We start from the raw sequence: 15,354 nt of genomic DNA, 5'->3' as shown, positions 1-15,354 counted from the left end.
ATCAGCGTGCGGCGGGGCGTAGTTCCTCGATGGTGCGCTCGAAGGCGGCCGCGCCGTGGCCGTTCCCGATCTGGCGATCGACCAGGCCCGTGAGGCCGTCCAGGGGTTCGGTGGTGACCCCGGCATCACGGGCCGCGGTCGTGAGCGCCTCGAGTGCGGCCTTGGTGAACACCAGATCCTGGAACACCTCCGCGGTGTAGTCACCCGAATCGATGATGCGCGCGTAGGCAGGCAGTGTGTGCGTCATGGCACTCACCCACGGGACCGCACGGGCCGCGAAGTCCGTGGCACTGATCCCCGCGGCGCCGGCCAGTGCGGCGCCCTGGAAGAACCCGGCGAACATGGCGTACATGTTCGCCAGCAGCGCGAAATCCCATGCCGCCGCGGCACCGGCGTCCTCACCGAAATAGTCGGCGGCGCCGAACAATTCCAGCAGACCTCGATGTGCCTCGAACACGCTGCGCGAGCCGCTGTAGAGAACGGCCGCCCCGTCGGCGCCGATCATGGCCGGCACCGCCATGATTCCGCCGTCGAGGAACTCGATCCCGTGCGCCGCCGCCCATACCGCCAGTTCCCGTGACTGTTCCGGTGAGGTCGTCGTCAGGTTGAGCCACTGCTTCCCGCGCAATTCGGCCGCGATGGGATCCAGCGTCTCGTCCACCGAGGCGTGATCGAACAGCACGGTGATCACCAACTCACCCGCCCGCACCGCCGCGGCGGCCGAGTCACCCGATACCGCGCCCGCGGCAACCACTTCCGCATCCCGCCCCGGCGACCGATTCCACACCGCCGTCTCGACACCCGCCTTGCGCAGTGCGAGCACCAGCGCGCGTCCCATGGCGCCGAGCCCGAGCACCGTCACCGGGCCGTACTGGGTCTTCGTCATAACCGGTCAACTCCTCGTCGAATCAGTGGTCGATGGTGGCGCGCGCTGGAATCGAGACTCCCGGTTACGGTGTTGCCCCACAAGTACGCACTTTCCCCACAGCTACTGACCGGAAGGTGTGTATCCAGCTAGGAGAGGCGACCATGGGCGAAAAGAGATCCGGGCCATACTTCTGCGGCATCGACGCCGCCATGGACGTCGTCGGCGGCAAATGGAAGTCGCTGATCCTGTGGGAACTCCACACCCATGGCACCCGCCGCTTCGGCGAACTGCACCGCAACCTCCCCGGCGTCTCGGAGAAGATGCTCAACCAGCACCTGCGCGAACTCGCCGAGGACGGCATCGTCGACCGTGAAGTCTTCGCCGAAATCCCGCCGCGCGTACAGTATTCACTCACCACGGAGGGCCTCGCCCTCAATGCCGCCCTCGCCGCGCTGGGCGAGTGGGGCAAACGCCGCATCGACCGCATCGGCGCCCAGCGCGTGCACGGCGTCGCTTAGCGCGGCGCGCCGAACCAGCGCTCGAGTGCGGCCTCGAGGCCGTCGGTGCCGGCGTCCGGCGACACCCAGGCGACGATGCCGTCCGGGCGGACCAGCAGCGACGAGAGTTCGCGTGCCTCAACGGGTTTGGTGGTGACCACGCGGACATGATCCGACCAGGGTGCGGCCGCGGCGCGCAGGGCGGGGTTGTCGGCGAGATCGAACAGGACGGCCTTGCCGTCGGCGAAGTGTTCGGAGACGTACGTGCCGTCGGCCAAGGGGAAATCGGGGGTGGCCTTGCCGACAAGAGGGTGGTCGTCGCCGAGGTCGTAGCGCTGCAGGACGCCGAGCAGTTTCGTGGCGATCGCCGTGGTGGCGGACTGCGTGTCGAGCAGCTCGGTGAGCACGCCACGCATGGCGCGACTGCGTTCGTCGGTGCGCATCACCGCGATCTGCGCGCGGGTCCACTCCAGCACCCACTGCCCGATCGGGTGGCGTTCGCTGGTGTAGGTGTCGAGCAGGTCTTCCGGGGCCCAACCACGCACCGCCGCGGCCAGTTTCCAGCCCAGGTTCACCGCATCACCGATGCCGAGGTTCAATCCCTGTCCGCCGAACGGTGAATGCACGTGCGCGGCATCCCCGGCGAGCAGGACGCGGCCCTTGCGGTAGTCGGGGACCTGGCGGGTGTTGTCGGTGAAGCGGGTCGCCGAATGCACCGCGCCGACCCGGATGTCGGCGCCGGTGACCGTGCGCAGGCTGTTCTCGAGTTCGAGTGCGGTGATCGGGGTGTCGCGGTCGGCGGGCGGGCCGTCGAATTCCACGGTGAGGAACCGGCCGGGCATCGGGCCCAGAACGTAGATGCCCGTGGGGGAGTCGTGCCAGCCGGCCGGAACGTTCTCGTGCCCGGTCATCTCGACCACCGCTTGGTGGCCGGTGATCTCGGGGCCCAGGCCAGGGAAATCGAAGCCAGCCAGCTTGCGTACCGTGCTGCGGCCACCATCGCAGCCGACCAGCCAGCTCGCGCGGACAACGCCGGAATCCGTGGCGATCGTGACGCCGACACCGTCATCGCTGAATCCGCGCACCTCGACACCGCGGCGCACCGGCACGCCGAGCGTGGCGACCCAGCGGGCCAGGATGGCTTCGATGTCCTGCTGGGAGACCACGCGATTGTCGGCGGCCGGCCCGAGATCGGCGAACGCGGGCTCTTCAGGGTCGATATTGTCGGCCCACAGCATGATTCCGGCGAAATGCGCGCCCATACCCCTGCGCTTCGGCTTTGCGGGCTGCGCGGCCCCGGCATCCGGGGCGCCCGACGGACGCCGGGCGGCCCCGGCGAAGTACGCCGCCATCTGCTGCTGGGTGGCCTCCTGCGCGGCGGCCAGCTCGGCGGCCAGCCCACGCCGCCCGAAGGCTTGTGCGGTGGGCACATTGATCGATCCCGCCTTGATCGTCAGGTCCGGTTCCGGAAGTCGTTCCAGCACGATCACATCCACGCCCGCCAGCCGCAATTCGCCCGCCAGCATGAGTCCGACCGGTCCGGCTCCGGCAATCACCACATCATGTGTCTCGTTCATGACTCCGACTGTGCCCAGCCCCGATTGCTGGGCCCTTGCACTGTGCTGGCACCGCGCTTGCATCGGCGAGTGGCACCTCAGCGCGGGGATCCGCGGCGTGTCGTCACGCTCGGGTGCCACTCGGCTGGGAAGGCTCACTGTCGGCGTCACCGTGGGCAGGGAGTATGCACCTTTTGGATTTTTCGCCCGGATTACCGCCCTATGATGGGCGGTCAATACGGGGGGCATCTGACCCAGACGGCCGGGAAACGGGGAAACATGTCTGCCACAGCCGAATTCGAGGGTTGCCGCACGAGAACGACCCGGCCGGGCCTATGACGGATCTGGTCACCCGGGCCCAGCTCGTCCTGCTCGCCCGCACCCTGCACGTCCCCGTCGACCGCATCGCCCACCTGGAGAAACTCGGGCCGCGCCGGCTGCACGAACTGCAGCAGCGCAGCGCCGCCACCCTCTTCGACCAGCACACACCGGTTTTCGAGCGGATCGCGAAACTGGTGCCGATCATTCCGCTGGGCATCTCGCTGCCGATCGTGCAACGGCTGGTGCCGCCCACCATGACCGGGCGGGCCGCCGGCGCCATCGGTGTGCAGTATCCGCACAAGGCGGTGGAGGCGCTGCTGAAGATGAGCGTCGAATACGCCGCGGACTGTGCGCCCTTCCTGGACCCGCGCACCGTCGGTCAGCTCGCCGACGACGCGCCCGCGCCGCCGGTCGTGGCCATCGTCAACGAGCTGTTGCAGCGGCGCGACTACGTCACCGCCGGGCCGTTCCTCGCCTATGCGACACCGGAATTGATCCGGGCGGTCGAAGAGGGTGTGCCCGATGACGAGGGCCTGATCCGCTCGGCGGCCTACGCCTATTCGGGGGAGAGCATCAGCGCGGTCGTGCGCTGCCTGCTCGCGGGGCCTGGGCAGCGATTACCGGCGATGCTGGGCACGATCATCAACGGCTCCAAGGAATTACGGCTCGCCGCGCTGTCGGTGTTCGCGCGCTGCGAACCCGATGTGATCGCCGCGGTCGGCGACATCCTCTTCGACGTCGCCCCGCCCTCGGCCATCGCCGACCTGCTCACCACCTATATCGGCGCCGACGCCACCCCCGAGATGCTGCGCTTCATCGGCCACCTCAGCCAGAACGCGCTCACCCGCCTGGCCCTCAACCCGGTCATCGCCGATATCGCCGAACCCATGGTCACCGCCGTCGACGGCACCAGCGATCTGGCCGTCTGGCGCGGCGTCCTCGAACCCCTGGCCCGCACCCCCGAAGAGGTGCGCCGCCGCGCCGGCCTGCGCCTCACCCAGCTCGACACCCCCACCCTGCTCATGCTCCCCGCCATCGCCCAGGCCGCCCGCCTCTGGGCGCCGCTGCTGTGGCTGCTCGCCGCCACCGACGTCGACGTCCAGGCCCGCCTGGGCGAACTCTGGGCCACCAGCACCCGCCTGGACTCCGACCTCCTCGAACGCCGCGTCACCGACCAGCGCCTCGATTCCCTCCTCGCCACCCTCACCACCACCATCCGCCTACTGCGCTGAACCCAGCGGCGACCGCGCAGCCCACCGGCGCGTAGCACCGAACGCTGAGCGCAGCAGGCATTCCCGACCGCCCGACCGCCCGGGAGCCGGCCGCGCCGCGATGTCCGGGACGACCTGCGGTCCGGCGGTCCAGGCGGATGGGAAGGCTTGTGCGACGGGTGATTTCAACTCGGTGCGCGGGTGTTCACCTGCGGTGAGTGATGGGTATGCGGATGGTGGCCGGGCACGGCGTGTCCGGCAAGTGGTAGGAAAGGGGGCGTGTCCGAAACCGCCGAAACCCGCACCTCCCGCGCCGTCTCGGAAGTGGTGGACCTGGTCAGCGCGCTGATCCGGTTCGACACCTCCAATACCGGCGAACTGGAAACCACCAAGGGTGAGCGCGAATGCGCGCAATGGGTGGCCGATCAGCTGCACCAAGCCGGCTACACCACCGAATACGTCGAATCCGGGGCGCCCGGGCGCGGCAATGTGTTCGCGCGGTTGAAGGGCGCGGACTCCAGCCGCGGCGCGCTCATGATGCACGGGCACCTCGACGTCGTGCCCGCCGAAGCCTCCGACTGGAGCGTGCACCCGTTCTCCGGCGCGGTCCGCGACGGCTACGTGTGGGGACGCGGCGCCATCGATATGAAGGACATGGTCGGCATGATGCTGGCCGTGGCACGCCAGTTCAAGCTCGAGGGCACCGTGCCCCCGCGCGATATCGTGTGGGCCTTCCTCGCCGATGAGGAGAACGGCGGGCGTTGGGGCGCACAGTGGCTCGTCGACAACCGGCCCGACCTGTTCGACGGCGTCACCGAGGCGGTCGGCGAGGTCGGCGGGTTCTCACTCACCGTGCCGCGTCCCGACGGCAGCGAACGCCGCCTCTATCTGGTGGAGACCGCGGAGAAGGGCCTGGGCTGGATGCGCTTGCGCGCCAAGGCCCGCGCCGGGCACGGCTCGTTCCTGCACGAGGACAATGCCGTCACCATCCTCGCGCAGGCCGTCGCGCGCCTGGGCACGCACACCTTCCCGCTGGTGGTCTCCGATTCGGTCGCCGAATTCCTGGCCGCCGTCGCCGAGGAGTCGGGGCTGTCCTTCGATCCGCAGAGCCCGGATATCGAAGGCCAGCTGGCCAAGCTGGGCACCATCTCCCGCATCATCGGCGCCACCCTGCGCGATACCGCCAACCCGACCATGCTGCAGGCCGGCTACAAGGCCAATGTCATCCCGCAGACCGCCGAGGCCGTCGTCGACTGCCGCGTGGTCCCGGGTCGGCAGGCCGAATTCGAGCGCGAGGTCGACGCCCTCATCGGCCCGGATGTGGAACGCGAGTGGATCACCAAACTCGATTCCTACGAAACCACTTTCGACGGCCACCTCGTCGACGCCATGAACGATGCGGTGCTCGCCCACGATCCGCACGGGCGTACCGTGCCCTACATGCTCTCCGGCGGCACCGATGCGAAAGCGTTCGCGCGCCTGGGCATTCGCTGCTTCGGCTTCGCACCGCTGAAACTGCCGCCGGAACTGGACTTCTCGGCGCTCTTCCACGGGGTCGACGAGCGGGTTCCGGTGGAATCGCTCGAATTCGGCACCCGCGTGCTGGAACACTTCCTGCTGCACAGCTGACTCGAAAGGACCTTTCGTGCCCGACTATTCGTACAACCCGTACGCGCCGCTGCCCCAGCTGCCCGAGTTCACCCTCACCTCCACCGACATCAGCGAGGGCAAGCCGCTGCACCTGGACCAGGTCAGCGCCCTCGGCGGCGCCGGCGGCAAGGACATCTCCCCGCAGCTGAGCTGGTCCGGATTCCCCGCCGAGACCAAGAGTTTCGCCGTCACCGTGTACGATCCGGACGCACCCACCGCCTCCGGCTTCTGGCACTGGGTGGTCGCCAATATCCCGGTCACCACCACCAGCCTCGAGACCGGACAGGGCAGCAAGGGCGGCAGCCTGCCCGCCGGCACGGTCGTCCTGCCCAATGATGTGGGCCTGCACGAATACACCGGCGCCTTCCCACCCGCCGGGCACGGCGCGCACCGCTACTTCGTGGTGGTGCACGCGGTCGGTGTGGAGTCCCTCGAGGTGGACGCGCACTCCTCCCCGGCCTACCTGGGCTTCAATCTGTTCATGAACGCCATCGGCCGCGCCGTCCTGATCGGCACGCACGAACAGAAGTAGCACCCCCGTACGTCAGGCGGCCCCGAGCGAATCGCTCGGGGCCACACGCGTTTCCGCCCCCGCGAGCATTCATCGAGCGGGCAACTGTTGCGGCATTTCGCGAGTGGCCCACACCATGAGTGCCCGCTCGCGGGTCAGTGCGGTGCGGGGGTGGAGAGGTCGGCCAGGGCGCGGATGCCCGAGGCGATGGATTCGGCGGTGGGGGCGTGGTCGGGGTTGACGAGGGCTTGCACCAGCAGGCCGACGATGAGGCTCTGCAGCAGCATGCCGACGTCGGGATTGTCGTTGCCGAGGTCGCGGGACAGGCCGTCGCGGGCGAGTTGCTGCGCCACACCGATTTCCGCGCGGATCTCGGGGGAGTGCAGTGAGTGGGCGAGGGCTTCCACATTGGCCGACCAGATGGTGCGGTCACTGCCGAAGGAGGCGAGCAGCTTGGTCCAGAAGCTGTGCAGCCGGCCCGCCGAGTCGAGTTCGGTGTCCGCGGGCAGGGTGTCGAGCAGATGGCTGACGGCCTCGGCGGTCGACTCCAGCATGGCCTGGTTCAGCAGTTTGTCGCGGGTGCCGAAGTGATAGTTGATGGCGGCCAGGTTGGTGCCGGAGGCGGCGACGATATCGCGCACGGTGGTGCGGGCCAGGCCGCGCTCGGCCAGGCATTGTTTGGCGCCGGCCAGGAGATCTTCTCGGGTTCCCACGCGCCCAGGGTAGCAGCGCTGTGGAACGAATGTTTGTGACATTGGTTTCAAACGCTCGTCTGTGACAGTTGTTTGAAACGTGTGTATGGTTCGTGGGGTCAGCGCACCACCACACGGAAGTTCGAACCATGACGAAGCGACGCCCCTTGTCCCCCTTCGAAATCGGCTATTTCGGCCACGACACCCGGCTGGGCAGCGTGCCCATCGGCGGCATGCCGCTCTACATCGGCAGCACCGTGCGCGGCCGGATCGACCCGGACCTGCTGCAGCGCGTGCTCGGCGAGCTCGCCGCCGGGCATGTGCTGCTGCGCAGCCACGTGCTCGAGAACGCCGACGGCACACAGTGCTTCGAGATCGACGACAGCTATGTGCCCGCGCTGGAGGTGCGGGCGGGCGGCGCCGATGAATACCGGGAGCTGGTGAACACCCGGCCGGACTGGGATGCCGGGCTGTTCCGGGCGGTGCTGCTGCGCGGCGCGGAGTGCACGCGCATCGTGCTGATCCTGCATCACGGCATCAGCGACGGCCGCTCGGCCTTCGCGCTGCTCGACGAGATGTGGCGGCGCTACACCGCGCACGTGGCCGGATCACCGCTGCCGGTGGGTGATTCCGATCGCGAGCTGGTGCCGGGGGTGGATATTCAACTGGCGCAGGTCGTCAGCGAGGCCGAGATCGACGGCTTCCTCGGCCAGGTGCTGCAGCTGGCGGCGAGCCTGGGGCCCGAGGCCGCCCCGCGCACGTTGCCGCTCGACGGGGTCGAGGATCCCGACGGGCGACTCGCGCTGCGGCGCATCAGTCTGGACGCGGCGCAGACCGCGGCGCTGGTGGATGTCGCACGCGAGCAGGGGGTTTCGGTGAACAGCCTGCTCGGCGGGGCCGCGCTGGCGGCGGTGCGCGGCGAGCTCGATGCGAATGCGGGGGCGTTGCCGATGATCTGCGGGCATGCGGCCGACCTGCGCGGGGTGCTCGTACCGCAGCTGCCGGCGGCCACGATTCTCAACTGCGCGTCCGGGGCCGGGACGCCCGCGCTGGTCGATCGCGACGCCGATCCGCTCGTGCTCGCGCAGGCCGTCGAGGCAGGTATGCGGCAGGCGATGGAGATGCGGTTCCCGGCGCTGTTCATGCGCGCCTCGCACCGTCCGCTCGATCCGGCGACCTCGACCATTCTTACTGGTGGGCCGAGTATCGCGTTGTCGAATATCGGCCGGTTGCCTGCTCATTCGATGCCGGCGGGCGTGGAATTCGTCCGTGACGACGTGTTCGCCATGGCTGCGAGCATGCCGCCGAAGATGACCATCTTCACCGTCGGGGATCGGATGACCGTTCAGGTCGAATACGACACCGCCGAGCACAGTCACGCGCAGCTGGATCGGGTGGGGGAGGCGATGCGGGCGCAGCTGGATCGGGTGTCGGCGGCTGCGCTGCGGGGGTGAGGCGACCGTCCGTTTCACCGTGTCGACGCGAACGGTTGTGGCCCTGTACGAGGGGTACCGGGCCACAGCCGGATTCACTTCGAGGGGCCGGTTCAGCCCATGTTGATGACGTTCTCCGGCGCTGGAGTCGTGTACAGGGCGGCGATTTCGGCGCCGTACTTGCCGGCGATCGGGTTGCGCTTGAGCTTGAGCGTCGGGGTGAGCTCGTCACCGCCGGGTTCCCAGCCCTGATCCAGGATCACGAAGCGCTTGATCTGTTCCACCCGCGACAGTTTCGTGTTCGCGGCCGCGACCGCGGAGCGGATCTCCGCGACGATCTCCGGGCGCACCGACAGGGTCGTCAGGTCGGCGTCGGGGATGCCGAGCGTCTTGGCTCGCACCACCGCGGTGTCGGCGTCGAGGACGATGAGCGCGGCGATGTAGGGCTTGGCGTCACCGATCGCCACCACCTGGCCGACCAGTGAGGACTCGACCTTCACCGTGTTCTCGATATTGGTGGGAGACAGGTTCTTTCCCGCCTCGTTGATGATCAGTTCCTTCTTGCGGTCCACGATCGTGACGTACCCGTCGGCGTCGATGGTGGCCACGTCGCCGGTGTGCAGCCAGCCGTCGGCGTCGATGGCCTCGGCGGTCTTCTCCGCCATCTTGCGGTAGCCGTGCGTGACGATCGGGCCGCGTACCAGCAGCTCACCGTCCTCGGCGAGGCGAAGTTCGGTGTCCTTCAACGCGATTCCGACCGTGCCCGGTTTGGGGCGGGCCAGTGGCGTGTAGGTGCCGACGCCGCTGGTCTCCGACATGCCCCACACCTCGGTGACGGTGAAGCCCAGGCCCAGCAGGTATTCCAGGGTGTCGGGCGGGATGGCGGCCGCACCCGAGGCGGCCACCTTCAGCTCGTCGAAACCCAGCGCGTGCCGCAGCTTCGACAGCACCAGCGCATCGGCCAGCTTGTGCTGCACTTCCAGCAGTACACCGCGGCCGTTGCCGGCCAGGTCGGCGCGCGCGGCCTGCACGCCCACACCGAGCGCCCAGTTCGCGAGGGCCTTCTTCACCGGGCTCGGCTCCACGGCCAGCTTGGCGTCGATCCCGGCCTTGATCTTCTGCCACACCCGCGGCACACCGAAGAACGCGGTCGGGCGGGCATCGGGCAGCGCGGCGGCGATCTCGCGCGCATCCGGGACGCAGGTCATCTGCACGCCGGTGAACAGGTTCGCGCAGTGACCCGAAATCCGGTCGGCCACATGCGCGGCCGGCAGATACGACACCGACCGGTCATCGAGCCCGACGGTGAGCGGGCCGTCGACCAAGCCCACGATCTGCGCCACCACATTGCTGTGCGTGAGCTCGACGCCCTTGGACGGCCCGGTGGTGCCGGAGGTGTAGATGAGCGTGGCCACATCCTGCGGCTGCACCGCCCGCCACGCGGCCTCGAAATCGAAATCGGCGGCCGGCGCCGCCACCACCTCGGCGAGAGTGATCGTGCCCTCGGCCGAACCCTCCACCAGCACAATATGTTCCAGCTCGACACCCGCCCCGCGCACCGCATCGAGGAAGGCCGGCTCGGTGATGACGACCTTGTTCTCGGCATTGGTGAACAGATGCGCGATCTGCTCGGCCGAACTGGTGTTGTAGATCGAGAACGGCGTCGCCCCCACATGCAGCGCCGCCGTATCCACCAGATTGAACTCCGGCCGGTTGGTGAGCATGATCCCCACCGTGTCCCCGCGCCCCACACCCAGCCCGGCGAGCCCGGCCGCGATACCGCGCACCTGCTCCCCGTACTCCCGCCACGTGATGGTCCTGGTACCCCCCACCGTCCGCAACGCCACCTGCTCGGGCCGCAACGTCAGCGTCTGCTGGAACGCCTCCGGAATCGTGTAAACGGTAGTGCCCGACTTGTGCGCATAGCCGATGTTCGTCGTCATAAGCCCTTTTCCCGATCGCCTCTCACTTCCCCCGCCACACACCACGCACCCATAACCCCAGCGCAAACCCGACGTCCAACCCGACTCACACCATGGGCACGCACCATGTGGCGCGGCTCACTCAGCGTAGCCAGAAAATCGCGAACGTGTCGCCCGCTACACCGTGCGCTCGAAGGGCACTCGGCCGAACCATTCCCAGAACGGCCGCAGTGGTGCCGGCACCAGTTGCTGGAACCGGCAGATCCAGGACCCGCCCAGCGAATCGGGCACCGGCAGATGATGACCCGCAACCCGCCGTTTCGATTCCATATAGCGGCGCGCTCGTTCAGAACGCGGAACCGTCAGGAGCGGCACCCGCTGAACAGTGATACCGGCTCGTCGCACCGCGCTCAGTTTGTCCGGGTTGTTGGTCATCAATCGGACCGAGGTGAGCCCCAGCCCTGCCAGCGTTTCCGCTGCCTGCCCATAGGACCGCGAATCGACCGGGTGCCCGAGCGCACGATAGCTCGCGAACGAATCGACACCGGTGCGGTCGGCCAATCCCAGCCCCTCGGCCTTCACCACCAGGCCCGAACCACGGCCCTCCTGGTCGAGATAGATCAGCACGCCACTGCCCTCGGACTGGATGCGATCCATGGCGAGATCGATCTCGGGACCGCAATCGCAGTCGTCGCTGCGCAGCACGTCACCGTAGAGGCAGCGGGAATGAATCCGCACCAGGCATCCGTCGGCGATGTCGCCGAACACCACCACCTGACCGGCGTGCGCACGGGCACCGTCGCGCGACTTCTCCGACAGCTCCATCACTTGCCGCACCGGCAGCTCACGACCCTTGCGGCAGATCACATGCGACGTTGACTTGCGGTCCTCCGACTTGCGGCCTTGCGGCTCGTGGTCTTCCACGGCGACTCCAGCTCGTCGACACGGCGCCGGGCAGAACGGCAGCCGACACATCCTCCCATTGTCGGCCGCTGCACGACTCAAGTGAGTCGAAGGCCGGAAACACCGGAGCAGAACAATCGAAACCTGGCCCGCAGCAACCGAGTTCGCGACCATCCGAGATGCCCCACGAGCAAAGCTGCAGCAGCGGACAGGGACCCGTGGTGGGCCAAGCCCGTCACACCGGCGAGTCCGTCGGCCAGCCCTGCACCGACGATGCTGGCAACACCCACGAAGACGGCTGCCAGCAGCCCGTCGGCGATACGGCACAGCCACCAGGTTCGCGGCAGTGCGTGCCCCCGGCGCTCCCGCTTTGCGGTGAGATACCGGCGTGCCCGGCGGCTACGGGGAACGGTCAACAACGGGACATGCTGCACGCACAGGCCCTCGCCCGTCAGGTGGGCGATCTTGTCGGGGTTGTTGGTCAGCAGGCGAACCGTGGTCAACCCCAATGCCTTCAGCGTGATCGCCGCATCGCGATAATGGCGACTGTCGGGGTCGTAGCCCAGTCGCTCGAAACTGGCGAAGGTATCGAGGTTCTCGTTCTGGCTGAGGCGATAGCCGCGCGCCTTGCTCGACAGTCCTGCGCCACGGCCTTCCTGCTCGAGGTAGATCAATACCCCGCCGCGCTCCGCATGGATCATGTCCATCGACAGCGTGAGCTCCGGCCCGCAGTCACAGTCGTCGGACTCGAGGGCGTCGCCGTAGAGGCAACGGGAATGAATGCGCACCAGACAGCCGTCTCCGATGCTGCCGGATCCGAAGATGAGCGCATGGCCGGGCTGCTCGCCGGGTATCTCGGCCACTCGGACCTTCAGCGGCCGCAGTCCTGTGCGTGCGAACCAATGCTCGGTATCGAACAGATTCAGGGCATCGCGGGTTGGAGTCGGATCCAGTGCATCGGGGGTCGGAGTGCTCGCAGCGATGAGTGCTCTCGGCTCCAGACCCACCATGATCGCCGTCGACCGCCTTCCAGGAATTCATATGTAATAGCCGATAGCTATGCCCGGGTGGGCTTCGCGAATGTTATCGATTCGAATGGCGGAACCGCATCGGCCCGCACGGTGTGTCGACGCTAGGGACTGCGCACTGTCCGTACAACGACCCGTCCCACCTCTGCCGCAATCTGGTCGTAGGTAGGCATCGCATCAGGAACATTGGGGACGCCTTCTTCCGCCGTCAGCTTCGATGCGAGGCGCTCTGTGGCCAGCACAGCCGCTGTGGCCCAGCGAAAGTCATCGCTGTCGACCGGTTCTTGACGCCCCAGCAACCGAAACGCCAGCGCGGCAGACAGCGCCGCGGACGAGTAAGGAGATTTGGCCGCCACCCCATCTGGTAACACAGTCTCGTAAGGATCGGACTCCGGGCGATGGAACCGGTACGTCGGACCGTCGATCACGCATACCGCGCCAGTCACGCTTTTCAGCAGCTCGAAGACGGTATCGAGGTGGGAATCGCCGACCCGCCACATTGCAGTCAAATCTTTGGGGGCACCGACAACGTAGGAGACAGCACCGAGGAACCGGCGCGCCACCCTGGGCAATTGTTCGGGCGGGGAGATATTCAGCATCAGGAGCGGCCGCTGAGTTCGTGGCAGCGAATCCACCACCCGCAGTAGCCGTTCCACCACCTCCATCGGCGTCTCGAAGGTGACCAGCACCGCGTCCGAGTCGGTAATGGCCTGCCGATTCGATGCCCTGTCGATATCCGCATCCGCAAGGCAGACACGATGCTGCTTGAACGCGATCGTCGTTCGTTTGCCACTCAGCGATCGGATCACTGTCGTTGCCGGCGTGCGACCGTGTTTCACCTCGACCAGGCTGGTGTCGACCTCCCGGTCGGACAGGTACTGCTGGATCTCCGAACCGCGGGCATCATCGCCGATTACGGTGAGCAGCCGCGCATCGAGCCCGAGCCGGGCCAGGGCGACCGCGCGGTTGAGGCCCTTTCCGCCCGGGTGCTCCTGCAGGTCCCCCCAGACGTCCATCCCGTCCTCGGGGATCTCGTCGACCATGATGTTGTGATCCATCACCGCGTCGCCGACGACGGTCGCGGTGACCCGCTGCACGACATCGGGTACCGCCCCGGCGGTGAGCGCCACAGCCAGAGCGGTGAATGCCTGCTGCTCGGGTGCGTCACGCAGGGCACGTTCGGTCGGGGCGCCCGGAATATCGCCGACGCCGAGCGCCTCGTGCAACCGATCCCACTGCTCGCTCAGAGCGCGGCGGCGCAAACCGAGATCGGGGGCATAGAGGCGACCGAGGTCCACACCGTCAGGCGGGTCGGAATCCAACAATCGCAGGCACAGCTCGCTGTCGACGATCAGCCGTTGCGTAGTTGGGAGTTGGCGGGCGACGTGTGCGACGAGCCCCGGCAGTGCCTCGCGTGGGGAGATCCGCTGAAGATGCGCATAGCGCCGCACCACTGGGAGATCGAGCAGATCCGAGACGTCGATCTCGGTGGAGCGCAACCGATCCGGGCTCAGCCCCGCCCGTTTACGCAAACCCACCAGGATGCTCAGGACCGCGCGGGTCCGTGACTTCGGCACGGCGGTCACGGAGACATCGTTGCGGGAGTTGGGGTTCATCACCATTCTCGCCTCAACGATACCGCCGGGCAGGTTTAGCCCGGGCAGGATTCGTCAATTCCCTTCTCGTTACGGCAAATGCCGGATCTGTCCGGCAAATGCCATACTGGACTTGGCGGAACACGCCCCACCAGACGTTTTCGGGAGGTTCTGGTGCCAGGAGCGATTCTCGTGATTCGACACTTTCGGAGAGGCACGCGCGCAGCGGCCGGCGAACCGGAGACCGACCTCGACGCCGACGCGGCGGTGCACTAGGCGGACACCTGCATCCGCCTGTCGCCCAAACACATTCGCCTCGTCGTCGCCTGCCGGTGCCCACCGCACGATCCAGCGACATCACCGGCCGATCAGGACACCACGATCGGCCGGTCTCACGCATTCCGCACAACGGATTCCGCAGGGCGACGACACACCCTGGAGGAAACCGCCGTGATCTACGAGAGCACCCGATCCATCACCAGTAGCAGCGTCCAGGAATGGGCGCGCCGATTCTCGGCGCGCGAGGGCGGGGCCACGTGGGAGTTGAGCTGGCGGCCGGAGCCGCTGCTGACGCGTGAACAGGCCAGGGACGCAATGGAGCTCACCGAGTTGTGCAGTACCGGTGCGGAGCCGGGGGCTCGGGCGGCCGATCTTGCCGCGGAGCTGGGGATCACCGTGCAGTACGTGATGGCGGTGCTGCAGCGGCGGCGCAGAGAAAGGGGGACGGGGTCGTGACCGTCTATTACACGGAGTGGCAGATGACCAGTGATCTCACCGCGGAGTCGGCGCAGAAGGTGGCCGATGGGTGGGAGTTGGGGTGGCGGGTCAGTTGGCTGCCGCATCGGCTGGTGTCGCGGGGGCAGGCGCTGGCCGGGATGGAGTTGGCGGAGATTTTCTCCGGCCGGCATTACCAGCAGGATGTGGTGCTCGCGGTGCGGGCCATCGTGAGCGCGGACGAACTCGGGATCGCTGTCGAGGAGGCGATGGCGGTGCTGACGCGGCGGGAGGGGTGAATGCTCGCGCACTGCGGCGGGATTCGGGCGGGCGGTGAAATACCGACCGATCGGGATTCGATGTAGGAGCAATCCCCGTTCCGGGCGACCGCCCGGGCGGGAGCACAACGAGGCGAGGCGGCGGGGATCCCGGCGCTCGCCGGAACGGCTCAGG

14 protein-coding genes are annotated in these 15,354 nt (G+C 67.7%); 7 read left to right on the top strand and 7 right to left on the bottom strand.

Annotated features, from left to right (window positions below):
- Nucleotide 1: 1 nt before the first annotated feature.
- Nucleotides 2–886, bottom strand: a complete 885-nt coding sequence (locus ACH438_RS25465; RefSeq protein ID WP_397009392.1) for an NAD(P)-dependent oxidoreductase — start codon at nt 884–886, stop codon at nt 2–4.
- A gap of 143 nt (nt 887–1,029) precedes the next feature.
- Between ACH438_RS25465 and ACH438_RS25460 the strand changes: the two genes are divergently transcribed.
- A complete protein-coding gene (locus tag ACH438_RS25460; RefSeq protein WP_397009390.1) occupies nt 1,030–1,386 on the top strand; it encodes a winged helix-turn-helix transcriptional regulator in 357 nt (118 codons plus the stop codon).
- On the opposite strand, the gene ACH438_RS25455 is transcribed toward ACH438_RS25460, so the two are convergent.
- Nucleotides 1,383–2,942: an FAD-dependent monooxygenase gene (locus ACH438_RS25455; RefSeq protein ID WP_397009388.1), complete on the bottom strand. Its 1,560-nt coding sequence runs from the start codon at nt 2,940–2,942 to the stop codon at nt 1,383–1,385. The two genes, ACH438_RS25460 and ACH438_RS25455, sit on opposite strands and share 4 nt — an antisense overlap.
- A 314-nt stretch (nt 2,943–3,256) precedes the next feature.
- Here ACH438_RS25455 and ACH438_RS25450 point away from each other — a divergent pair, with 314 nt between their 5' ends.
- From ACH438_RS25450 to ACH438_RS25440, 3 genes are all read left to right on the top strand, one after another.
- Nucleotides 3,257–4,474: a hypothetical protein gene (locus tag ACH438_RS25450; RefSeq protein WP_397009386.1), complete on the top strand. Its 1,218-nt coding sequence runs from the start codon at nt 3,257–3,259 to the stop codon at nt 4,472–4,474.
- Between the two features lie 258 nt (nt 4,475–4,732).
- Nucleotides 4,733–6,082 (top strand): M20/M25/M40 family metallo-hydrolase, encoded by a 1,350-nt coding sequence (locus tag ACH438_RS25445; protein WP_397009384.1) that lies wholly within the window; start codon nt 4,733–4,735, stop codon nt 6,080–6,082.
- Between the two features lie 16 nt (nt 6,083–6,098).
- The gene (locus ACH438_RS25440) at nt 6,099–6,635 is read left to right on the top strand and encodes a YbhB/YbcL family Raf kinase inhibitor-like protein (protein ID WP_397009382.1); all 537 of its coding nucleotides are present in this window, start codon (nt 6,099–6,101) and stop codon (nt 6,633–6,635) included.
- Between the two features lie 134 nt (nt 6,636–6,769).
- Here ACH438_RS25440 and ACH438_RS25435 read toward each other — a convergent pair whose 3' ends face one another.
- Nucleotides 6,770–7,327: a TetR/AcrR family transcriptional regulator gene (locus ACH438_RS25435; RefSeq protein ID WP_397009380.1), complete on the bottom strand. Its 558-nt coding sequence runs from the start codon at nt 7,325–7,327 to the stop codon at nt 6,770–6,772.
- Nucleotides 7,328–7,455: 128 nt separating this feature from the next.
- On the opposite strand from ACH438_RS25435, the gene ACH438_RS25430 reads away from it, so the two are divergent.
- A complete protein-coding gene (locus tag ACH438_RS25430; protein ID WP_397009378.1) occupies nt 7,456–8,760 on the top strand; it encodes a hypothetical protein in 1,305 nt (434 codons plus the stop codon).
- Nucleotides 8,761–8,852: 92 nt separating this feature from the next.
- On the opposite strand, the gene ACH438_RS25425 is transcribed toward ACH438_RS25430, so the two are convergent.
- The 4 genes from ACH438_RS25425 to ACH438_RS25410 form a co-directional block, all read right to left on the bottom strand.
- The gene (locus ACH438_RS25425) at nt 8,853–10,682 is read right to left on the bottom strand and encodes an AMP-dependent synthetase/ligase (protein WP_397009376.1); all 1,830 of its coding nucleotides are present in this window, start codon (nt 10,680–10,682) and stop codon (nt 8,853–8,855) included.
- Nucleotides 10,683–10,838: 156 nt separating this feature from the next.
- The gene (locus ACH438_RS25420; RefSeq protein ID WP_397009374.1) at nt 10,839–11,585 is read right to left on the bottom strand and encodes a GTP cyclohydrolase II; all 747 of its coding nucleotides are present in this window, start codon (nt 11,583–11,585) and stop codon (nt 10,839–10,841) included.
- A gap of 77 nt (nt 11,586–11,662) precedes the next feature.
- A complete protein-coding gene (locus ACH438_RS25415) occupies nt 11,663–12,427 on the bottom strand; it encodes a GTP cyclohydrolase II (protein WP_397009372.1) in 765 nt (254 codons plus the stop codon).
- 269 nt (nt 12,428–12,696) lie between these two features.
- Nucleotides 12,697–14,214, bottom strand: coding sequence for a carbohydrate kinase family protein (locus ACH438_RS25410; protein WP_397009370.1), 1,518 nt, complete (start codon nt 14,212–14,214; stop codon nt 12,697–12,699).
- Between the two features lie 423 nt (nt 14,215–14,637).
- On the opposite strand from ACH438_RS25410, the gene ACH438_RS25405 reads away from it, so the two are divergent.
- Both ACH438_RS25405 and ACH438_RS25400 read left to right on the top strand, forming a co-directional pair.
- Nucleotides 14,638–14,922, top strand: coding sequence for a hypothetical protein (locus ACH438_RS25405; protein ID WP_397009368.1), 285 nt, complete (start codon nt 14,638–14,640; stop codon nt 14,920–14,922).
- 23 nt (nt 14,923–14,945) lie between these two features.
- Complete coding sequence (locus ACH438_RS25400) at nt 14,946–15,200, top strand: hypothetical protein (RefSeq protein WP_397009366.1); 255 nt, start codon at nt 14,946–14,948, stop codon at nt 15,198–15,200.
- Nucleotides 15,201–15,354 lie beyond the last annotated feature (154 nt).

This window comes from Nocardia sp. NPDC020380 (genome assembly GCF_044386975.1).
Lineage (GTDB): Bacteria > Actinomycetota > Actinomycetes > Mycobacteriales > Mycobacteriaceae > Nocardia.
This window is presented reverse-complemented; position numbering and strand designations above follow the sequence as displayed.

Bases quoted from the DNA above. Each gene is read 5' to 3' on its own strand.
- ACH438_RS25465 (WP_397009392.1), bottom strand. From the start codon at position 886: ATGACGAAGACCCAGTACGGCCCGGTGACGGTGCTCGGGCTCGGCGCC.
- ACH438_RS25460 (WP_397009390.1), top strand. From the start codon at position 1,030: ATGGGCGAAAAGAGATCCGGGCCATACTTCTGCGGCATCGACGCCGCC.
- ACH438_RS25455 (WP_397009388.1), bottom strand. From the start codon at position 2,942: ATGAACGAGACACATGATGTGGTGATTGCCGGAGCCGGACCGGTCGGA.
- ACH438_RS25450 (WP_397009386.1), top strand. From the start codon at position 3,257: ATGACGGATCTGGTCACCCGGGCCCAGCTCGTCCTGCTCGCCCGCACC.
- ACH438_RS25430 (WP_397009378.1), top strand. From the start codon at position 7,456: ATGACGAAGCGACGCCCCTTGTCCCCCTTCGAAATCGGCTATTTCGGC.
- ACH438_RS25425 (WP_397009376.1), bottom strand. From the start codon at position 10,682: ATGACGACGAACATCGGCTATGCGCACAAGTCGGGCACTACCGTTTAC.
- ACH438_RS25410 (WP_397009370.1), bottom strand. From the start codon at position 14,214: ATGGTGATGAACCCCAACTCCCGCAACGATGTCTCCGTGACCGCCGTG.
- ACH438_RS25400 (WP_397009366.1), top strand. From the start codon at position 14,946: ATGACCAGTGATCTCACCGCGGAGTCGGCGCAGAAGGTGGCCGATGGG.